We start from the raw sequence: 19,905 nt of genomic DNA on the forward strand, positions 1-19,905 counted from the left end.
CGCCAACGCCGCCCGCCGATGGCGCACACCCCGAACGTTGACGGGAAACATAGAGTTGTCCCATGCGTGCTGCATCGGGATCGATGTTCGGTTTGGCCTACGGCGATGCGCTCGGGAAACCCACCGAGTTCATGGACTACCCGGCCATCGTGTCCCGCTACGGCCCGGCCGGCCCGCGGCAGCTCGTCGGCGAGCCCGCGCTGGTCACCGACGACACGCAGATGGCGCTCGCGGTCGGCGAGGCGCTCCTCGAGGTGCCGGACCCGACCGCCGGCCGGCTCGAGCCGGTGCTCCGCCGCCGGTTCCTGGCCTGGGCCTACAGCCCGGAGAACGACCGCGCCCCCGGGATGACCTGCCTGCGGGCGATCGGTGAGCTGGCCAAGGACGGGCCGTGGATCGAGGCGACCCAGTCCGACTCCAAGGGCTGCGGGGCGAACATGCGGGTCACCCCGGTCGGGCTGGTCCCCGGGCTGACCGACGACCAGCGGGCCGGGGTGGCGCAGTTCCAGGCCGCGCTGACCCACGGCCACCCGACCGGCCTGGCGGCGAGCGAGCTCACGGCGTACGCGGTGCATTGGCTCCGCGGCGGCCTCGCGCCGGCGGACCTCCTCGCCGCGCTCCGCGATCGCTGCGATGAGCAGCGGAAGATCTACCGGGGGGACTGGCTGGGCGATCTCTGGCAGCGACCGATGACCTCGTCGCCGGAGGACTTCATCGCGAAGGGCTGGGACGAGTGCGCGGCCGCGCTCGACAAGGTCGCCGAAGGGCTCGCCGCCGGGCGGTTCGAGGGCGACCCGTGCCTGGTCACCGGCGCCGGCTGGATCGCCGAGGAGGCCCTGGCCACCGCGCTCTACTGCTATCTGATCTCCCCGGACGAGCCGGTCACGGTGCTCGGCCGGGCCGCCGCCTCGTCCGGCGACTCGGACTCGATCGCCTGCCTGGCCGGCGCGTTCGCCGGCGCGGCCCGCGGCCTGGGCGCCTGGCCCGCCGACTGGCAGACCCAGATCGAGTACTCGGACCGCCTCATGCGCCTCGGCACCGCCTGGGACTGACCACGGTTCTCGTGCGTTGCCGCTGCCTTCCGCCAGCCGCCGGAATGATCTGGGCGGGACCGGGTTGAATGAGGGCATGCAGAACCTCCTTCCCGAGCCGCCGGCCACCCGACTGCCCGCCGACGCCGACGCCGACCAGGCCCTCGCGGCCGCCGCGGCGGCCGGCACCGACGAGGCGTTCAAGGCGGTCGCGGCCAGGTTCCCGGCCTACAGCGCGGCGTGGGCGCCGCTGGCCGCGAACGCCCTCACCGCCGGCGAGCCGGTGACCGCTTATGCCTATGCCCGCACCGGCTACCACCGCGGCCTCGACGCGTTGCGCCGCAACGGCTGGAAGGGCCACGGCCCGGTGCCCTGGTCGCACGAGCCGAACCAGGGCTTCCTCCGGTGCCTGCACGCGCTGTCCCAGGCCGCCGCCGCGATCGGCGAGGCGGACGAGGCGGCGCGCTGCGCCCAGTTCCTCAGGGACAGCGACCCGGCCGCCGCCGACGCCCTGTCCTGAAGAACGAGACGGCTTGAACGAGACGGCTTGAACGAGACGGCTTGAACGAGCCGGTCTGAACGAGACGGTCTGAACGAGACGGCCTGAATGAGACGCTCTGGATGAGACGGCCCGGTCGAGAAAAACTCGACCGGGCTGAACAAAATCGCGCAAAGCCATCTCAAAAGGCACGCCCTCCCAGGGGGAGCCCCCTCAGCCAGTGTGCCGGTGCGGGCCGATCTTGCGGCGCCGGGCTGTGGAGGACTCGCTGGTGTGGACAAACCGACGAACCTCCGCCCGAGCGTGCTACGCGTAGACGGCCAGGTACCCGCCTCGGTCGAGACACCCTTGGGAGCCAGCCGACCCACCGCGACCCGCCCAGCGGTCCGGGGCCAGGGCGCGCACCAGTGGTCCGGTGCCACGGCGCGCGCCTCCACGGTTTGAGGGCCACGCCGCGCGCCTCGCGGTTTGAGGGCGACGCCGCGCCTCGCGGTTTGAGGGCGACGCCGCGCCTCACGGTTTGAGACGACGCCGCCTCGCGGTTCGAGAGCCACGCCGCGCCTCACGGTTTGAGGGCCACGCCGCGCGCCTCACCGTTTGAGGGCCGCGGCGCGCGCCCCGCGGTCCGGCTGAACGCCAGCGGTGAAATTGTGCCGGCACGGCTACGGGTGGCCTACCCGTAGACCGCCCAGGCGCCCGCCTCAGTCCACCAGGACCGCTTCCGGGTGGTCGACCCCGCCACCCCGTCGTCCAGGAACTGCAGCTCACCCTCGCGCGGCAGCACCGACACCGCACGCCCCCGAGCCCGGCGCACCTCCACCCGTACCCGAGTCCCCCTGAACCGCTGTTTGACCACGACCGGGACCGCGACCGCGACCTCGACCCGGCCGTCTGCCGGGTCGCCGTCGGCGAGCAGCCGCAGGCCGTCGAACTCGGCGTAGCCGCCGCCGTTGCCGATGACGCAGGCCAGGATCGGCTCCTCGCCCTCGCTCAGCACGCTGTCGTCGACCTCGACCCGGCCCCGCCACGGGACCGCGGCGCCGTTGTCGTCGGCGCCGCCGAGCAGCGCGCCGTCCAGGGTCACCGAGCCGCCGTCGTTGCGCAGCAGGTCGAGCCGCCGGACCTGGCCGGCCAGTACCGCCTTCGCCACCTCGGACGGGGCGCGGGGCAAGCCGAGTTGCGCGGCCAGGTCGCCGTTATGGGACGGGTCGAGCGGCAGGATGGCCAGCGGCGGCAGGTCCGGCACGGTCCGGGTGGCGGCCAGGTCGCCGGGGCGCTTGCTGGGCGGCGGGGCCCAGCGTCTCACCATCCGGCGGACCACGGCGCGCAGCTGGCCGTCGGTGGCGCTGGCGATCACCAGGCGCCGGTCGTCACCGGCGGCCGGCCAGGTCAGGCCGTCCTCGCGGGCCGGCCCGTCGAACCGGGCCAGCACCGCGTCGATCTCCTGATCCGAGCCGGCCTGCACCGTCTCCACCTGGGCACCGCCGTCGCGGAGTGCGTCCGCGCAGGCCAGCACCGGGGTCCGCGGGGTGGCGCAGACCGCGGCGCAGCCGCCGCAGCCCGAGCCCGAGCCGGAGCCGGAGCCGCACGAGTCGCCGGAGCCCTCGGCCAGGCTGAGGATGACCACGTCCATCAGGCGTCGCCGAGCACCGAGTGCCGCTCGATGACCGCCTCGCGGCCGGGGCCGACGCCGACGATCGAGATCCGGGCGCCGATCCGGGCCTCGACGAACTCGACGAAGTCCTGCGCCTCGCGGGGCAGGTCGGCGAACTTGCGACAGCCGGAGATGTCCTGTTTCCAGCCGGGCAGCGTCTCGTAGATCGGCTTGGCGTGGTGGAAGTCGGTCTGGTTGATCGGCATCTCGTCGTGGCGGACGCCGTTCACCTCGTAGGCCACGCAGACCGGGATCTCGTCCAGGCCGTCGTAGTTGTCCAGCTTGGTCATCGCGAAGTCGGTGACCCCGTTGATCCGCTGCGCGTAGCGGCCGATCACCAGGTCGAGCCAGCCGATCCGGCGCGGACGGCCGGTGGTGGTGCCGTACTCGTGGCCGACCTCGCGCAGGTAGTCGCCCCACTTGTCGTGCAGCTCGGTGGGGAACGGGCCCTCGCCGACCCGGCTGGTGAACGCCTTGAGCACGGCGACCACCCGGTCGATCCGGGTGGGCGGGATGCCGGAGCCGGTGCAGGCGCCGCCGGCCGTCGCGTTCGAGCTGGTCACGAACGGGTAGGTGCCGTGGTCGACGTCGAGCAGGGTGGCCTGCCCGGCCTCGCAGAGCACCACCTTGTCGTTGTCGATCGCCTGGGACAGTTCCAGCGCGGTGTCCGCGACGTAGGGCCGGAGCCGGTCGACGTAGGAGAGCAGCTCCTGGACGACGTCCTCGGCCTTGACCGCGCTGCGGTTGTAGATCTTCGACAGCACCTGGTTCTTGAACGCCAGGGCGGCGGTCACCTTCTGCCGGAGGATCGACTCGTCGAAGAGGTCCTGCACCCGGATGCCGACCCGGTTCATCTTGTCGGCGTAGGTCGGGCCGATGCCGCGACCGGTGGTGCCGATCCGCCGGGCGCCCAGGAAGCGCTCGGAGACCTTGTCCATCGAGCGGTTGTAGGACGCGATCACGTGCGCGTTCGCGCTGATCCGCAGCCGGGACGTGTCGATACCGCGGGCTTCCAGGCCGTCGATCTCCTGGAACAGCACGTTCAGGTCGACGACGACGCCGTTGCCGATCACCGGTACGACGTTCGGGGAGAGGATCCCGCTCGGGAGCAGGTGGAGTGCGTATTTCTCGCCGTCGATGACGACGGTGTGGCCCGCGTTGTTGCCACCGTTGAACTTGACCACGTAGTCGAGCCGGTCGCCCAGCAGGTCCGTGGCTTTGCCCTTGCCCTCGTCGCCCCATTGGGCGCCGATCAAAACGATCACCGGCACTTTTGGATATGCCTTTCCCCAAGGTCGTACCTCGGAGGAGCCCGGGTACTGCCGAAGTTTACGCGACGTAGGATGGGCGGTCGTGCGCGTACTTCTGATCGGCTCTGGTGGGCGCGAGCACGCGCTTGCCGTCGGGCTCGCCGCCGACCCGTCCGTCGAGTTCCTGGCCGCCGCGCCGGGCAACCCCGGGATCGCCCAGGTGGCGGAGTTGCATCCGGTGACCGCCACCGATCCGGCCGCGGTCGCGGCGCTCGCCGTCGAGCTGAGCGCCGACCTGGTCGTGATCGGCCCGGAGGCCCCGCTGGTGGCCGGCGTCGCCGACGCGGTCCGGGCGAAGGGCATCGCCTGTTTCGGGCCGTCCGCCGCCGCCGCGCAGCTGGAGGGTTCCAAGGCGTTCGCCAACGAGGTGATGGAGGCCGCGGGCGTGCCGACCGCGCGGTCGTTCGCGTGCACCACGGTCGACGAGGCGAAGGCCGCCCTGGCCGAGTTCGGCGCCCCCTATGTGGTGAAGAACGACGGCTTGGCCGCGGGCAAGGGTGTCGTCGTCACCGACGACCTGGACACGGCGGTCCGGCACGCCGAGGAGTGCGGCAAGGTCGTCATCGAGGAGTTCCTGCCTGGTCCGGAGGTCTCGCTCTTCGTGATCACCGACGGGACCGCGGTCGCCCCGCTGATGCCGGCCCAGGACTTCAAGCGGCTCAAGGACGGCGACGCGGGTCCGAACACCGGCGGGATGGGCGCTTACGCCCCGCTCGACTGGGCGCCGGCCGACCTGACCGAGCGGGTGCTCCGGGAGACCGTCGAGCCGACCCTGGCCGAGATGCGCCGGCGCGGCACCCCGTTCGCCGGGTTGCTCTACGTCGGTCTCGCGCTCACCCCGGACGGCCCCAAGGTCATCGAGTTCAACGCCCGTTTCGGCGACCCGGAGACCCAGGTCGTGCTGGCCCTGCTGGCCACGCCGCTGGCCGGGCTGCTCAAGGCGGCCGCCACCGGCACGCTGGCCGGTCACCCGCCGCTGATCTGGCACGACGGCGCCGCGGTCACGGTCGTGGTGGCCAGTCACAACTACCCGGGCACGCCGCGCACCGGTGACGTGATCACCGGTGCCGAGGTGCCGGGGGTGATCCACGCCGGCACGGCTCGCGACGCCGAGGGCCGGCTGGTCTCGGCCGGCGGCAGGGTGCTCAGCGTGACCGCCACCGGTGCGGATCTGGCCGCCGCGCGCGAGGCCGCCTATGCGCTGGTCGGCGGCGTCTCCCTGGCCGGCGCGCAGTTCCGCTCGGACATCGCGCTGCGCGCGGTCAACCACGAGATCAAGATCTGATTCCGGTACGACGAGAGCCGCCGTGGCGATGCCCGCGGCGGCTCTTTGTCGTACCGGAAAGGGTGTGTGGCGACCGTGACCGGACCGCACCCCTGGGCAACGGCGGTGATCAGGCCTTGGGGATGTCGAAGAGCTTCGCGATGCTGGCGGCCAGCGCCAGGTCGCCCTTCGCCTTGATCTTGCCGGTCATGAACAGCATCATCGGGTTGCCGTCGCCGGCCACCACCTTGAGGAAGGTCACCGCGTCCATGGTCATCGCGAGCTTGGGCTCGCGGACCGGCTCGTTGGTGACGGTGCAGGCGCCGTTCTCGATCACGGTCTCGTAGGTGTTCGAGGCGCCGTTCGGCCCGGTGATGATCCAGTGGATGACGGCCTGGGCGTCGCCCGCCTTCTCCGCGCGGAACAGGGTGGGCATCCGGTTGAAGACCTCGTCCAGGATCTTGCCCCGCGAGTCCGACGCCATGATCTCGCTGATCTTGGAGTCCGGAGTGGACTTGACGAGCTGCGCGAACTCCTTCGGGCCGATCGAGGAGAGCGACTCAAGGTTGAATTCAGTCATCGGTGGACCTTTCGGATGAGCGTCGAACTTACTCGCCAGTAACCTTAGCGAGAATGCCGCCTTTTCGTGCAGTCTGCCACTCTCAAACAAGTGTTGGACGGTCCTATACTCCCCAACATGCCTTTGGGGGATGCCTCGCTGCGCGCACTGGCCCACCCGGTCCGGTTGCGGATCATGTCGCTGCTCACCGGCGCCGAGCTGACCGCCGCCGACATCGCCCGGGAGCTCGGCATCACCCACGCCAACGCCAGCTACCACCTGCGCAACCTGCTCGCCGGCGGCCTGATCGTGACGGCCGGCGAGCAGAAGATCCGCGGGGGCCTGGCCAAGCGGTACCGCTACGACGTGTCCCGGCGGTTCACCCCGGAGCAGGCCGGGCTCTTCTATCCGGCGGCGGCCGACGAGCTGACCCGGCGGGCCCGGGCGCGCCGGCCCGAGGGCCTCGGCGTGCTGGGTGACGCCGAGGTCTGGGTCGACCCCGAGGTCTGGCGGGACGTGCACGACCGGATCAGCGCCGCACTGCACGACCTGCATGCCGCGGCCCGGCCGGCGGGCACCGCCGGGACGATCCGGACCAGCACCACGGTGGCGCTCTTCGAGATGGACCCGGACGGGCGGCGGTGAGGGTCCCGGCGCCGCTGCGCCGCCCGGCGTTCCGGCTGCTCCTGGCCGGTCGTGCGGCGGACGCCTTCGGCAACGCGTTCGCCACCTTCGCGCTGACCTTCGCGGTTCTCGACCTGACCGGCCGGACCGGCGACGCCGGGCTGGTGGTCGGCGTGCGCACCCTGCTCAACGTGGTGTTCCTGCTCTTCGGTGGCGTCCTCGCCGACCGGTTGCCGAAAAATCTGCTGATGGTCGGCGCCAACCTGGTCGCCGCGCTCACCCAGGGCACCGTCGCCACCCTGGTGCTGACCGGCTCGGCGACCGTCCCGCTGCTGGTCGCGCTCGCCGCGGTGAACGGCTCGGTGGCCGCGGTGGCCATGCCGGCGAGCGCGTCGCTGCTGCCCCGGACCGTCGCGGAGGACGAGCGGCAGCAGGCCAACGCGCTGAACCGGCTGTCGCTGAGCACCGCGATGATCATCGGCGCTCCGCTGGGCGGCGTGCTGGTCGCGGTGGTCGGCCCGGGCTGGGCGATCGCCGCCGACGGCGGCACGTTCCTGGTCTCCGCATGCTGCTTCGCCCTGATCCGGCTGCCGGCCGCGGCCGCCGAGCGGCCGCCGGCCAAGCCGGGCGTGCTGCACGAGCTTCGCACCGGCTGGACCGAGTTCCGCTCGCACACCTGGCTCTGGGTGGTGGTGGCCGGCGCCTGCGTGATGAACATGGCCTGGTCCGGCGCCACCCACATCCTCGGTCCCGCGGTCGCCGCCGAGACCATCGGCCGGCCGGCCTGGGGCGTGGTGCTGGCCGTGCAGACCGCCGGGATGATCGCCGGGAGCCTGCTCGCGATGCGCTTGCGGCTGCGGCGCTTCCTCCGGTACGGCGTGATCGCGCTCACCGCGATGGCCGGGCCGCTGATCGTGCTCGGCCTCGACCCGCACCTCGTGCCGCTGGCCGGGGCGGCCTTCCTGGCCGGCGTCGCGCTGGAGATCTTCAGCGTCGGCTGGGAGACCACGATGCAGGAGCACATCCCGGCCGACCGGCTGGCCCGGGTCTACTCCTACGACATGGTCGGGTCGTTCCTGGCCGTGCCGGTCGGCGAGATCGCGATCGGCCCGCTCGCCGACCGGTTCGGCCCGCAGCCGACCCTGCTCGGCGCGGCCGCGGTGCTGCTGCTCGCCGTGGTCGGGATGGTGAGCAGCTCAGACGTCCGCAACCGGCGTCACCGGCTGCCGGGGGCGGCACCCGGGCACATGGAAGAATCAGTGTCGTGACCATCCCGAACGTGCTTGCCAGCCGCTACGCCTCCGCCGACCTCGTCACGCTCTGGTCCCCGGAGGAGAAGATCCGGATGGAGCGCCGGCTCTGGCTGGCCGTCCTGAAGGCCCAGCGTGATCTGGGCGTCGCGGTGCCCGAGGGCGCCGTCGAGGCCTACGAGTCCGTCCTCGACCAGGTCGACCTCGCGTCCATCGCGGCCCGCGAGCGGGTCACCCGGCACGACGTCAAGGCGCGCATCGAGGAGTTCTCCGAGCTGGCCGGCTTCGAGCAGATCCACAAGGGAATGACCTCCCGCGACCTCACCGAGAACGTGGAGCAGCTGCAGATCCGGGCGTCGCTGGAGCTGATCCGGGACCGGGTGGTGGCCGCGCTGGCCCGGCTCGCCGCGCTCGCCGTCGAGCACTCCGACCTGGTGTTGACCGGGCGCTCACACAACGTGGCGGCGCAGGCGACCACGCTGGGCAAGCGGTTCGCGTCGGCGACCGAGGAGCTGCTGATCGCGTACGAGCGGCTGGAGGACCTGCTCGGGCGGTACCCGTTGCGGGGCATCAAGGGCCCGGTCGGCACCGCGGCCGACCAGCTCGACCTGCTGGACGGCTCCGCTGCCGCGCTGGAGCAGCTCGAGGCCAAGGTGGCCGAGCACCTGGGCTTCTCCCGGGTGCTGAGCAGCGTCGGCCAGGTCTACCCGCGCTCGCTCGACTTCGACGTGGTGTCCGCGCTGGCCCAGATCGTCGCCGGCCCGTCCTCCCTGGCCACCACGATCCGCCTGATGGTCGGCCAGGAGCTGGTCACCGAGGGCTTCAAGCCGGGCCAGGTGGGCTCGTCGGCGATGCCGCACAAGATGAACACCCGCTCGTCGGAGCGGGTCAACGGCCTCGCCGTGATCGTCCGGGGTTACCTGTCGATGGTCGGCGAGCTGGCCGGCGACCAGTGGAACGAGGGCGACGTGTCCTGCTCGGTGGTGCGCCGGGTGGCCCTGCCGGACGCGTTTTTCGCCACCGACGGGCTGTTCCAGACCTTCCTCACCGTGCTCGACGAGTTCGGGGCCTATCCCGCGGTGATCGCCCGCGAGCTGGACCGGTTCCTGCCGTTCCTGGCCACCACCAAGATCCTGGTGGCCGCGGTGCGCAAGGGCGTCGGCCGCGAGGTCGCCCACGAGGTGATCAAGGAGCACGCGGTCGCCGTGGCGCTGGCCATGCGGGAGAAGGGCGTGGCGGTCAACGACCTGTTCGACCGGCTCGCCGAGGACGGGCGGCTGCAGCTGACCCGCGCGGAGATCGACACGCTGGTCGCGGACCGGGCCGCTTTCGTGGGCGCGGCGCCGGCCCAGGTGCGTGCGGTCGCCGACCGGGTCGCCGCGATCGTCGACCGCCACCCGTCGGCCGCCGGCTACACCCCCGCGCCCATCCTTTGAACTGGTGGAACAGTTGACCAGGTAGGCTCCTTCGTGCTTACACCTATCAGTCAGGAGTGCCCGTGGCTCGCGTCGTGGTCGACGTCATGCTCAAGCCGGAGATCCTGGATCCGCAGGGTCAGGCGGTGGCCAATGCCCTGCCCCGGCTCGGCGTCACCGATGTCTCCTCTGTCCGCATCGGCCGTCGGATCGAGATCGAATTCGATGGCGAACCCGACCTGGATCGGGCTCGCGAGATCGCCGACAAGCTGCTCGCCAACCCGGTGATCGAGGACTACCAGGTCCGGGTTGAGGCTGCGGCGGAGGTCGCCTGACCATGCGGATCGGTGTGGTCACCTTCCCCGGATCACTGGACGACGGGGACGCCGCCCGCGCCGCCCGGATCGCCGGCGCCGAGGCCGTCCGCCTCTGGCACGGAGACCCGGATCTGCACGGCGTGGACGCTGTCGTGCTGCCCGGCGGCTTCTCGTATGGCGACTATCTGCGCTGCGGCGCCATCGCACGATTCGCTCCGGTGATGGAGACGATCGTCGACGCGGCCCGCGGCGGCCTGCCGGTTCTCGGCATCTGCAACGGTTTCCAGGTCCTCTGCGAGGCGCACCTGCTGCCCGGCGCGCTGACCCGGAACCAGCACCTGCACTTCCGTAACCGGGACCAGTGGCTCAAGGTCGAGTCGACGAACACCGCCTGGACCAACGGTTTCACCCCGGGCCAGGAGATCCTCATCCCGGTGAAGAACGGCGAGGGCTGCTTCGTCGCCGATCCGGCCACGCTGGACCGGCTCGAGGGCGAGGGCCGGGTGATCGCCCGGTACATCAACGGCAACCCGAACGGCTCGCAGCGCGACATCGCCGGGATCACCAACGAGGCCGGCAACGTCGTCGGCATCATGCCGCACCCGGAACACGCCGTGGAGGCGCTGACCGGCCCGTCGCTCGACGGCCTCGGCTTCTTCACCTCCGTCCTGCGGGCCCTGGCGGGGGCGTCGGCGGGCGGCTCGCAAGCAGGGGGACAGCAGTGACGCAGCAGCAGACGGGACCAGTCAAATCGGAGACCGCCTTCGCTGCGACTGACGTCCTGGCCGAGGGCTTCGCCGACGGGCCGGACACCGTGCAGAAGGCGGAGCAGTCCTCGGACGATCTCCAGCCGTACGCCGACCTGGGCCTCAAGGACGACGAGTACGCGAAGATCAAGGACATCCTCGGCCGCCGGCCGACCGCGTCCGAGCTCGCGATGTACTCGATCATGTGGAGTGAGCACTGCTCGTACAAGTCGAGCAAGGTGCATCTGCGCGAGTTCGTCGCCAAGGTTCCGAAGAACACCCGGATGCTGGCCGGCATCGGGGAGAACGCGGGCGTCGTCCAGGTCTCCGACGACCTGGCGGTCACCTTCAAGGTCGAGTCGCACAACCACCCGAGTTACGTCGAGCCCTACCAGGGCGCGGCGACCGGCGTCGGCGGCATCGTCCGGGACATCCTGGCGATGGGTGCCCGCCCGATCGCGGTGATGGACCCGCTGCGCTTCGGCGCGGCCGACCACCCGGACACCGCCCGGGTGCTGCCCGGCGTGGTCGCCGGCATCGGCGGCTACGGCAACTGCCTGGGCCTGCCGAACATCGGCGGCGAGATCGTCTTCGACCCGTGCTACCAGGGCAACCCGCTGGTCAACGCGCTGTCGATCGGCGTCCTGCCGGTCGAGCGGCTGCAGAAGAAGGAGGCGACCGGCGCCGGCAACATCGTCGTGCTGCTGGGCGCCCGGACCGGCCGCGACGGCATCGGCGGGGTCTCCGTGCTGGCGTCCGCCACCTTCGACGAGGAGGCCGAGCAGCGCCGCCCGTCGGTGCAGGTCGGCGACCCGTTCATGGAGAAACTGCTGATCGAGAGCTGCCTCGAGCTCTACGACGCCGGCCTGGTCACCGGCATCCAGGACCTCGGTGGCGCCGGCCTGACCTGCGCGCTCACCGAGACCGCCGCGGCGGCCGGCACCGGCATGCGGGTCTGGCTGGAGCGGGTTCCGCTGCGCGAGGCCTCGATGTCGCCGACCGAGATCCTGGCCAGCGAGTCGCAGGAGCGGATGCTCCTGATCGTCACGCCGGAGAACTTGGACGCGGTCCTCAAGGTCGCCGAGAAGTGGGGCGTCTGGGCCACCGCGATCGGCGAGGTCACCGCCCGCGCCGAGGACGGCACCCCGGGCCGCCTGGTGATCACCTGGAACGACCACGTCGTGGTGGACGTGCCCCCGGGCTCGCTCGCCGACGACGGCCCGGTCTACGAGCGGCCGCTGCGCGAGCCGTCCGACCTGATCCTGCTGCAGGCCGACCGGGCCGAGACGCTGCCGCGTCCGTCCACCGGGGACGAGCTGCGGGAGACCGTGCTCCGGATGATCGCCTCGCCGAACCTGTGCGACAAGACCTGGGTCACCGAGCAGTACGACCGCTACGTCCTGGGCAACACCGTGCTGGCCCAGCCGGAGGACTCCGGCGTGCTGCGGCTCGACGAGGAGACCAACCTCGGCGTGGCGCTGTCGGTGGACGGCAACGGCCGGTTCGCGCGGCTCGACCCGTACGAGGGGGCCAAGCTGGCGCTCGCCGAGGCGTACCGGAACGTGGCCGTGACCGGCGCCGAGCCGATCGCGGTGACCGACTGCCTGAACTTCGGCTCGCCCGAGGACCCGGCCGTGATGTGGCAGTTCGCCCGGGCCGTGCAGGGTCTGGCGGACGGCTGCCAGCAGCTGGGCACCCCGGTGACCGGCGGCAACGTCAGCTTCTACAACCAGACCGGCGCCGCGGCGATCCACCCCACCCCGGTGGTCGGCGTGATGGGCCTGTTCGACGACGTCACCCGGCGGATCCCGATGGGCTTCAAGGCCACCGGCGAGATCCTCTTCCTGCTCGGCGAGACCCGGGCCGAGCTGTCCGGCTCGGAGTGGGCCTGGGTGACCCACGGCCACCTCGGCGGCCGCCCGCCCAAGGTCGACCTGGCCGCGGAGCAGGCGCTGGGCAAGCTGATGGCGCGGGCGTCGCAGACCGGTCTGGTCAGCGCGGCGCACGACCTCTCCGACGGTGGTCTGGCCCAGTCCCTGGTGGAGAGCTGCCTGCGCTACGGCACCGGCGCGACGGTGACCGTCGAGTCCGCCTTCGTCGAGCTGTTCAGCGAGTCGGCCGGGCGGGCCCTGGTCGCTGTGCCGCGGGGCCACGAGAAGGCGTTCGTGGCGCTCGCCGCCGAGCAGGGCGTCCCGTGCGCCAAGATCGGTGTCACCACCGACGCGGCGGCGCTCGAGGTGACCGGCCAGTTCTCCATCCCGCTGGACGAGCTGCGGACGGCGTACTCGAGCACCCTGCCGAAGCTGTTCGGTGAGCCGGCCGCCGCGCCGCAGGCCGACGAGGTTCGCTCGGTGACGCTGGAGCTCGGACCGATCGAGTCCTGACCGGCGACGGAACGACAAGGGCCCCGCGCGACGCGCGGGGCCCTTTGTTCGCTGTTACCTCAGGTCACTCGTCCCAGTCGCGGTTGCCGCCGCGACGGTTCGGATCCTGACCGTACGTGCCGCCGCGCTGCTCGTAGCCGCCCTGGTTGCCGTAGCCGCCCTGGCCCTGCTGCGGCTGGGCCTGGCCGTAACCACCCTGGTCGTAGCCACCCTGGCCGCCGTAACCGGCCTGGTCGTAACCGCCGTGACCCTGGTCGTAGCCACCGTGGCCCTGGTCGTAGCCGCCCTGGTCGGCGTAGCCACCGTAGTTGGCGCCGCCGCCGCCGTAGGTGCCGCCGCCGCCCTGGTTGCCGTTGTCCCAGCCGGCCTGGTCGCCGTAGCCGGCGCCGTACCCGTCGTGCTGGTCGTAACCGCCGTTGTCCGGCTGGTAGAGGTTGGTGTGCTCGTCGTAGCGCTGCGCGGGCTGCTGCTGCTCCGGCTGGTACATGCTGGTGTGCTCGTCGTAGCGCTGCTGGCCGTTGTCGTAACCGCCGGCCTGCTGAGCGCCGTACTGCCCGCCGCCGTAGCCGCCGTCGGCGTAGCCACCCTGGTTGTCCCACTGGTCGCTGCCCACGCCGCCGCCGACGAAGCCGCCCTGCGGCGGGACCGGGGCGCCGTACGGGTCCGGGAACTCGTCCTCGACCGGGGCGCGGTGGATCATCGTGGGCGCGTCGCTGAGACCCGCGGCGCCCATCCCGGCGCCGGCCACCATGGTGGCGTCGTTACGACCGGCGCCCACCGGGGCGGCCACCCGGGTGGCGTCCGCGCCGTACCGGCCGGGGCCGGCCGGGGTGCCGGTCGGGCCGCCGCCGAAGCCGGCGTCGCCGTCCGGGTCCTCGTTGTTCCGCGCGCTCTTGCGGCGCATCAGGACCAGCACCATCGCGCCGATGCCGGCGGCGACCAGCAGACCGCCGACCACCAGCAGCATCCAGGAGACGCCGCCCTCCTCGGAGGCTTTGGTGGTGTCGGCCGCCACGGTGTTCGCCGGGCCGGTGGTGGCGTCGCCGGTGGCCTCGTCGTCGGTGGCGTCGTCGGCCGGCGTCGCGCTGACCGAGGTGCTCGGTGAGGCGCTCGCCGAGGCGGACGCGCTGGCCACCGGCTTGAGGGTGACGGTCGCGGTGACGCTCTTGTTGGCCCGGCCGGTGACCGTGGTCTTGGCGCCCTTGTACCCCTCCAGCACCGCGCCCACCGTGATCGGGCCCGGCACGATCGGCTGCGCGTCCGACGAGCTGAAGGCGAACTGCCCGTCCCCGTCGGTGGTCGCCTGGTAGGTGTGGTTCTGGCTGTCGGTCATCGCGACGGTGGCGCCGGCCAGCCGGGTGCCGTCCGTGGCGCGCACCTTGCCGGAGACCTGGCGGACCGCCTGCGGCGCCTCCGGCCCCTTGACCGTGATCTCCACCGACCGGGAGGTGGGCGGGGAGCCGGGGGCGGTCGCGGTCACCTGGAAGGTGACCGTCTGGTTCTGGCCCTGGCCCACCTGCGGCAGCACGATCTGCGCGGTGTGCGACTTCGTCTCGCCGGGCTTCAGCGGGTCGGTCGTGCTCCCGCAGCCGTTGCACCCGCTGCCGCCGGACTGGCTCGTGACCACGAGAACATCGGTGTTGCCCTGGCCCTCGCCGCTGCCGCCGCCGTTCGAGTCCCCGGGGTTACCAACCGTGTATTCCACGGTTACAGTAGCTCCGGAGTCACCGCTCAACGACCCTGGCAGGTCCACGGTGGGTGAGGCAGCCAATGCGGCTGTCTGCACGCCGGCCACCAGGCCGGCGACCAGCGCCAGGAACGCACCGGCCTGAACTGCCCGGCCTCGTAGGTGCGTTGTCACGTCCACCGCCTTCCGTGTCGCTCGGTCTCCGGCTTCCTGCCCGTCAGATCTCCCGCGACTCATACGCCGTCGGCAACTATGCCTTGTCACACGTCTTTTGCGCGACCCAGGGGAGTGTGCCGTTGTCGGTGAACCGCGTCGTATCGTCCCGACATGTCGCCTGCGCACAATAATTCCGAGTCGGTCTCCCTGGCGTTGGACGCGCTGGACCGGGGTGCGGAACCTGACCGTCCGGTGCTGCGTGACGCGGTCCGGGCCCTGCTGACCGAGTTGTCCCGCCGCGCGCCTGGCCGTTCGGTGGAGGTACGTATTCCGCCTTTCGGTGCGATTCAGTGCGTGCCCGGTCCGCGGCACACCCGCGGCACACCGCCCAATGTGGTGGAAACGGATCCGACGACCTGGCTGCTCGTGGCCACCGGCCGCCTGGACTGGGCGGAGGCTCTCCGCGACGGGCGGCTGCGGGCCAGCGGGATCCGCACCGATCTCACCGAGTACCTGCCGCTGACCCCGGAATGAGCCCGGACCGGGCGGCTCTGGGCTCGCGTACACTGGGCGGTCGGAGCGAGCGGAGTTCGGGCAGACCAGCGGTGGTCACGCTTCGAGCAGTTCGTGCGAACCGACATGAGGGAGCGAGCAGGTGCCCCGAGGCGACGGCCGATTGACCGACGATCTCGACCCCCAGGAGCGCGGCCCCCAGGATGCCTGTGGCGTCTTCGGCGTCTGGGCCCCCGAGGAAGAGGTCGCCAAACTCACGTACTTCGGGCTTTACGCACTGCAGCACCGCGGTCAGGAGGCCGCCGGCATCGCGGTGAGTGACGGCTCCGGGGTCGTGGTCTACAAGGACGTCGGCCTCGTCTCCCAGGTCTTCGACGAGCCCACCCTGGCCAGCCTGCGCGGCCACCTCGCGATCGGCCACGCGCGCTACTCCACCACCGGCGGGTCCAACTGGGAGAACGCCCAGCCCACCATCCGGGCCACCACGGCCGGCACCACGGTCGCGCTGGCCCACAACGGCAACCTGGTGAACACCGCCGAGCTGGCCAAGGAGGTCGCCGACCGCGGCCTCGAGGTCGGCGACGCCACCTCGGACACCGCGCTGGTCACCACGCTGCTGGCCGGCCGCCCCGACCTCTCGGTCGAGGCCGCCGCGATGGAGGTGCTGCCCACCCTGCGCGGCGCGTTCAGCTTCGTCTTCATGGACGAGCACACCCTCTATGCCGCGCGTGACCCGCAGGGCGTGCGCCCGCTGGTGCTCGGCCGGATGGAGCGCGGCTGGGTGGTCGCCAGCGAGACCGCCGCCCTGGACATCACCGGCGCCAGCTTCGTCCGCGAGGTGGAGCCCGGCGAGATCATCGCGATCGACGAGCACGGCCTGCGCTCCTCGCGGTTCGCCGCCCCGGAGCCCAAGGGCTGCCTCTTCGAGTATGTGTACCTCGCCCGCCCGGACACCACGATCGCCGGCCGCAACATCTACGCCGCTCGCGTCGAGGTCGGCCGCAAGCTGGCCAAGGAGCACCCGGTCGAGGCCGACCTGGTGATCGGCGTCCCGGAGTCCGGCATCCCGGCCGCGATCGGGTACGCCGAGGCGTCCGGCATTCCGTACAGCGCCGGCTTCATGAAGAACGCGTATGTCGGCCGCACCTTCATCCAGCCCTCGCAGACCATCCGCCAGCTCGGCATCCGCCTGAAGCTGAACCCGCTGCGCGAGGTGGTCCGGGGCAAGCGGATCGTGGTGGTCGACGACTCGATCGTCCGGGGCAACACCCAGCGCGCCCAGATCCGGATGCTGCGCGAGGCCGGCGCCCTCGAGGTGCACGTGCGGATCTCTTCGCCGCCGGTGAAGTGGCCGTGTTTCTACGGCATCGACTTCGCCACCCGGGCCGAGCTGATCGCCAACGGCCTGGAGCTGGACGGCATCCGCCGCTCGATCGGCGCCGACAGCCTGGGTTACGTCTCGCTGGACAACCTGGTCCTGGCCACCGAGCAGCCGCGGACCAGGCTCTGCATGGCCTGCTTCGACGGGGAGTACCCGATCGAGCTGCCGGCCGCCGACCTGATCGGCAAGCACGTGCTGGAGGGTGTCGGCAAGCGGGCCGAGCAGGCGACCGAGGCTGCGGTCAACGAGCTCGAGACCGATTACGAGGCTCGCGAGCACGCCGACGACCACGCGGCACCGGCGCCGCTGGTGGCCAGTCCGGGCGGCGCTTCGGCGCTGCACCATCCGTGACTTTTCCGTTTTTCGCAGAACCGCTAAGGGGAGAACCGTGACGCACGTGTCCGAGCGCAGTGCCGGATCGAACGGCGCTGAGGGCGGCGACCGACAGCCGTGGACGGCGGGCGCCGGCCGCGGGCCGCGCAAGCGCTCCGCGACGTACGCGGCGGCGGGTGTCTCGATCGACGCCGGCGACCGGGCCGTCGAGCTGCTCAAGTCCAAGGTCAAGAAGACCACCCGTCCCGAGGTGATGGGTGACCTGGGCGGCTTCTCCGGCCTGTTCCGGCTGAACACCGCGAAGTACAAGAGCCCGATCCTGGCCTCGTCCACCGACGGTGTCGGCACCAAGCTGGTGATCGCCCAGCAGCTCGACATCCACGACACGATCGGCATCGACCTGGTCGCCATGGTCGTCGACGACCTGGTGGCCTGCGGCGCCGAGCCGCTGTTCCTGCTGGACTACATCGCTTGCGGCGAGGTGGTGCCGGACAAGATCGCTGAGATCGGCGCGGGCATCGCCGACGGCTGCCGGTACGCCGGTTGTGCCCTGCTCGGCGGCGAGACCGCCGAGCACCCGGGCGTGCTGCGCCCGGACGAGTACGACGTCTCCGCCACCGGCGTCGGCGTGGTCGAGGAGAGCGAGATCCTCGGCAAGGAGCGGGTCGAGGTGGGCGACGCGGTGATCGCGATGCGCTCGTCCGGCCTGCACTCGAACGGCTACTCGCTGGTCCGCCACGTGCTGCTGGGCGCCGGCCGGATGCGCCTGGACACCGTGGTCGACGACTTCGGCACCTCGCGCACCCTGGGGGAGGAGCTGCTCACCCCCACCAAGATCTACGCCAAGGACTGCCTGGGCCTGATCGAGGAGACCGACATCCGGGCGTTCTCGCACGTCACCGGCGGCGGCATCCCGGGCAACCTGGTCCGGATCCTGCCCGAGCACGTGGACGCCGTGGTGGACCGGTCCACCTGGCGCCCGCAGCCGATCTTCGACCTGATCCAGGCCAAGGGCCGGATCGAGGACTCGGAGATGGAGGCCACCTTCAACATGGGCGTCGGCATGTTCGCGATCGTCTCGTCCGACGACGCCGACCGCGCGATGGCCTACCTGGCCGGCCGTGGTGTCGAGGCCTGGCAGGTCGGCGAGGTGCTGGAGGGCACCGGCCAGGTGCAGATGATGGGCTCCTACACCCGGGGCTGACAGTGAGTAACGGTGGCCGCTCATACGTGAGTCTGGTTCGCCATAGGTCCAGCGTGAAATGATCCGTGTGTGCCGATGTCCGGCACATACGGATCTTTCGCATGAGTTCTGGACCGCGAGGCCTAGCCTGGCCCTGGTGTCATGGGTGCCGGACGGGAGGTGCGCGATGGCGGACGCGTGGAGCGGGATGCGGGGCATCTCCGCGGATCCTACTTACGTCGTGATGCAGCCGACTACTCTGTGCAATCTTGACTGCGGCTACTGTTACCTCCCGTTCCGGCGGGAGAACCAGCGGATGCCCGTCGCGGTGGCCGAGGCGGTGGCCGCGGAGGTGGCCGACCTCGCCCGGTCCGGCCGGTTCTCGGTGGTCTGGCACGGTGGCGAGCCGCTCGCGGCCGGTCCGGCTCACCTGGCCGCGCTGTTCGCGCCGTTCGGCGCCGGCGTGGAGCACCACGTGCAGACCAACGCGACGCTGATCGACGACGCCTGGTGCGAGTTCTTCCTGGCGCACGACGTCCGGGTCAGCGTGAGCGTGGACGGCCCCCGGGCCCGCAACGGCGACCGGGTGGACCGGGCCGGCAAGCCGGCCTACGACCTGATCAGCAAGGGGATCGAAGCGCTGCGCCGGCACGGCATCCCGTTCTCCGCCCTGTGCGTGGTCGCCGACCCACGCCCCGGCGTGGCCGCCGAGCTCTACGAGTACTTCCTGGGCCTGGGCTGCGAGGTGCTCGGCATCAACGTGGAGGAGCAGGAGGGCGTCAACCTCCGGCTGAACCGGCACGACCCGGCCGCGGTGAGCGCCTTCTGGGCCGAGCTGGTCGGCGCCTGGCGCGCGGCACCCCGGATCCACCTGCGCGAGGTGGAGTGGTCGCTGCGCTACGCCGCGGCGGTCCTGGACGGCACCGCCGACGCCCTGCTGCCCCGGCAGCTGGATCCGATCCCGACGGTGGCGCACGACGGCTCGGTGGTGCTGCTCTCGCCCGAGCTGGCCGGCTTCCACGATCCCCGGTACGGCGACTTCACCAGTGGCAACGTGCTGACCACCCCGCTGCGCCAGATCCTCACGGGCGCGACGGCCACGCCGTGGATCGGGGAGTTCCTGGACGGGGTCGAGGCGTGCCGGCGGAGTTGTCCGTACTTCGGCTTCTGCGGCGGCGCCCACGCGGCGAACCGCTACTTCGAACACGGCAGGTTCGACGTCACCGAGACGAACCACTGCCGGAACAGCAAGATTCGCCTACTGGAGGGAGTGCTGGATCATGCCCGAGATCACGAGCCCACGGCTGTCTGACGGCGTGGAGACGGATCCGGTGACGGCACGGGTGCACGAGACCCGGGACGGGCTGGCCGCGCTCATCGCGGAGGCGGAGACGGCCCGCAGGCAGCGTGCCGAGGAGGCAACGCCGGAGAGCGGCTCGGCGGTGTGCGCCTGGAACCACTTCGAGAACATTCCTACGTTCTACAACTGGAACAACCGGCCACGGTGAAGCCAGCCCGGCCCTCGCGAGGCACTGCGAGAGCCGGATGAGCCCACGCGAACAGCACACGCGGGTGGGCGGCAGCTGGCGACGCTGAAGC

At 71.5% G+C, this 19,905-nt stretch carries 18 protein-coding genes; 14 read left to right on the forward strand and 4 right to left on the reverse strand.

Going from position 1 to position 19,905, the window contains the following annotated elements:
- The first annotated feature begins 62 nt into the window (after positions 1-62).
- Both BJY16_RS08500 and BJY16_RS08505 read left to right on the forward strand, forming a co-directional pair.
- Positions 63-1,052 carry an ADP-ribosylglycohydrolase family protein gene (locus BJY16_RS08500; RefSeq protein ID WP_185038535.1) on the forward strand — a complete coding sequence of 330 codons (990 nt, stop codon included), beginning with the start codon at positions 63-65 and terminating at the stop codon, positions 1,050-1,052.
- Positions 1,053-1,128: 76 nt separating this feature from the next.
- Positions 1,129-1,551, forward strand: a complete 423-nt coding sequence (locus BJY16_RS08505) for a DUF3151 domain-containing protein (RefSeq protein ID WP_185038536.1) — start codon at positions 1,129-1,131, stop codon at positions 1,549-1,551.
- 652 nt (positions 1,552-2,203) lie between these two features.
- Here the strand turns inward: BJY16_RS08505 and BJY16_RS08510 are convergent.
- Positions 2,204-3,166: a diacylglycerol kinase family protein gene (locus tag BJY16_RS08510; protein ID WP_185046338.1), complete on the reverse strand. Its 963-nt coding sequence runs from the start codon at positions 3,164-3,166 to the stop codon at positions 2,204-2,206.
- Positions 3,163-4,455 (reverse strand): adenylosuccinate synthase, encoded by a 1,293-nt coding sequence (locus tag BJY16_RS08515; RefSeq protein ID WP_185038537.1) that lies wholly within the window; start codon positions 4,453-4,455, stop codon positions 3,163-3,165. The genes BJY16_RS08510 and BJY16_RS08515 overlap by 4 nt, the downstream gene beginning before the upstream one ends.
- 82 nt (positions 4,456-4,537) lie before the next feature.
- On the opposite strand from BJY16_RS08515, the gene purD reads away from it, so the two are divergent.
- A complete protein-coding gene (gene purD / locus BJY16_RS08520; protein ID WP_185038538.1) occupies positions 4,538-5,779 on the forward strand; it encodes a phosphoribosylamine--glycine ligase in 1,242 nt (413 codons plus the stop codon).
- 109 nt (positions 5,780-5,888) lie between these two features.
- Here purD and BJY16_RS08525 read toward each other — a convergent pair whose 3' ends face one another.
- Positions 5,889-6,338, reverse strand: coding sequence for an SCP2 sterol-binding domain-containing protein (locus tag BJY16_RS08525; protein WP_185038539.1), 450 nt, complete (start codon positions 6,336-6,338; stop codon positions 5,889-5,891).
- A gap of 117 nt (positions 6,339-6,455) precedes the next feature.
- Between BJY16_RS08525 and BJY16_RS08530 the strand changes: the two genes are divergently transcribed.
- The 6 genes from BJY16_RS08530 to purL all read left to right on the forward strand — a co-directional run bounded on the left by BJY16_RS08530 (position 6,456) and on the right by purL (position 13,053).
- On the forward strand, positions 6,456-6,962 hold the full coding sequence (locus BJY16_RS08530) for an ArsR/SmtB family transcription factor (protein WP_185038540.1): 507 nt from the start codon (positions 6,456-6,458) through the stop codon (positions 6,960-6,962).
- Complete coding sequence (locus BJY16_RS08535) at positions 6,959-8,209, forward strand: MFS transporter (protein ID WP_185038541.1); 1,251 nt, start codon at positions 6,959-6,961, stop codon at positions 8,207-8,209. Before BJY16_RS08530 ends, BJY16_RS08535 begins: the two co-directional genes overlap by 4 nt.
- A complete protein-coding gene (purB, locus tag BJY16_RS08540; protein WP_185038542.1) occupies positions 8,206-9,627 on the forward strand; it encodes an adenylosuccinate lyase in 1,422 nt (473 codons plus the stop codon). The genes BJY16_RS08535 and purB overlap by 4 nt, the downstream gene beginning before the upstream one ends.
- A gap of 62 nt (positions 9,628-9,689) precedes the next feature.
- On the forward strand, positions 9,690-9,941 hold the full coding sequence (purS, locus tag BJY16_RS08545; protein ID WP_185038543.1) for a phosphoribosylformylglycinamidine synthase subunit PurS: 252 nt from the start codon (positions 9,690-9,692) through the stop codon (positions 9,939-9,941).
- Positions 9,938-10,648 carry a phosphoribosylformylglycinamidine synthase subunit PurQ gene (purQ, locus tag BJY16_RS08550; protein WP_185046339.1) on the forward strand — a complete coding sequence of 237 codons (711 nt, stop codon included), beginning with the start codon at positions 9,938-9,940 and terminating at the stop codon, positions 10,646-10,648. Before purS ends, purQ begins: the two co-directional genes overlap by 4 nt.
- A gap of 56 nt (positions 10,649-10,704) precedes the next feature.
- A complete protein-coding gene (purL, locus tag BJY16_RS08555; RefSeq protein WP_221502448.1) occupies positions 10,705-13,053 on the forward strand; it encodes a phosphoribosylformylglycinamidine synthase subunit PurL in 2,349 nt (782 codons plus the stop codon).
- 64 nt (positions 13,054-13,117) lie between these two features.
- On the opposite strand, the gene BJY16_RS08560 is transcribed toward purL, so the two are convergent.
- Positions 13,118-14,758 (reverse strand): carboxypeptidase-like regulatory domain-containing protein, encoded by a 1,641-nt coding sequence (locus tag BJY16_RS08560; protein WP_185038545.1) that lies wholly within the window; start codon positions 14,756-14,758, stop codon positions 13,118-13,120.
- Positions 14,759-15,067: 309 nt separating this feature from the next.
- Between BJY16_RS08560 and BJY16_RS08565 the strand changes: the two genes are divergently transcribed.
- The 5 genes from BJY16_RS08565 (at position 15,068) to amcA (ending at position 19,814) form a co-directional block, all read left to right on the forward strand.
- The gene (locus BJY16_RS08565) at positions 15,068-15,430 is read left to right on the forward strand and encodes a sterol carrier family protein (RefSeq protein ID WP_185038546.1); all 363 of its coding nucleotides are present in this window, start codon (positions 15,068-15,070) and stop codon (positions 15,428-15,430) included.
- A 121-nt stretch (positions 15,431-15,551) separates the two neighbouring features.
- Entirely contained in the window at positions 15,552-17,141 is a 1,590-nt protein-coding gene (gene purF, locus BJY16_RS08570) for an amidophosphoribosyltransferase (protein ID WP_185038547.1), read from the forward strand.
- Positions 17,142-17,178: 37 nt separating this feature from the next.
- A complete protein-coding gene (purM, locus tag BJY16_RS08575; RefSeq protein ID WP_185038548.1) occupies positions 17,179-18,327 on the forward strand; it encodes a phosphoribosylformylglycinamidine cyclo-ligase in 1,149 nt (382 codons plus the stop codon).
- 187 nt (positions 18,328-18,514) lie between these two features.
- A complete protein-coding gene (amcB, locus tag BJY16_RS08580) occupies positions 18,515-19,618 on the forward strand; it encodes a cyclophane-forming radical SAM peptide maturase AmcB (protein ID WP_307835765.1) in 1,104 nt (367 codons plus the stop codon).
- Positions 19,587-19,814, forward strand: coding sequence for a multiple cyclophane-containing RiPP AmcA (gene amcA / locus BJY16_RS08585; protein WP_185038549.1), 228 nt, complete (start codon positions 19,587-19,589; stop codon positions 19,812-19,814). Before amcB ends, amcA begins: the two co-directional genes overlap by 32 nt.
- Positions 19,815-19,905 lie beyond the last annotated feature (91 nt).

The organism is Actinoplanes octamycinicus (assembly GCF_014205225.1).
GTDB classification, from domain to species: domain Bacteria; phylum Actinomycetota; class Actinomycetes; order Mycobacteriales; family Micromonosporaceae; genus Actinoplanes; species Actinoplanes octamycinicus.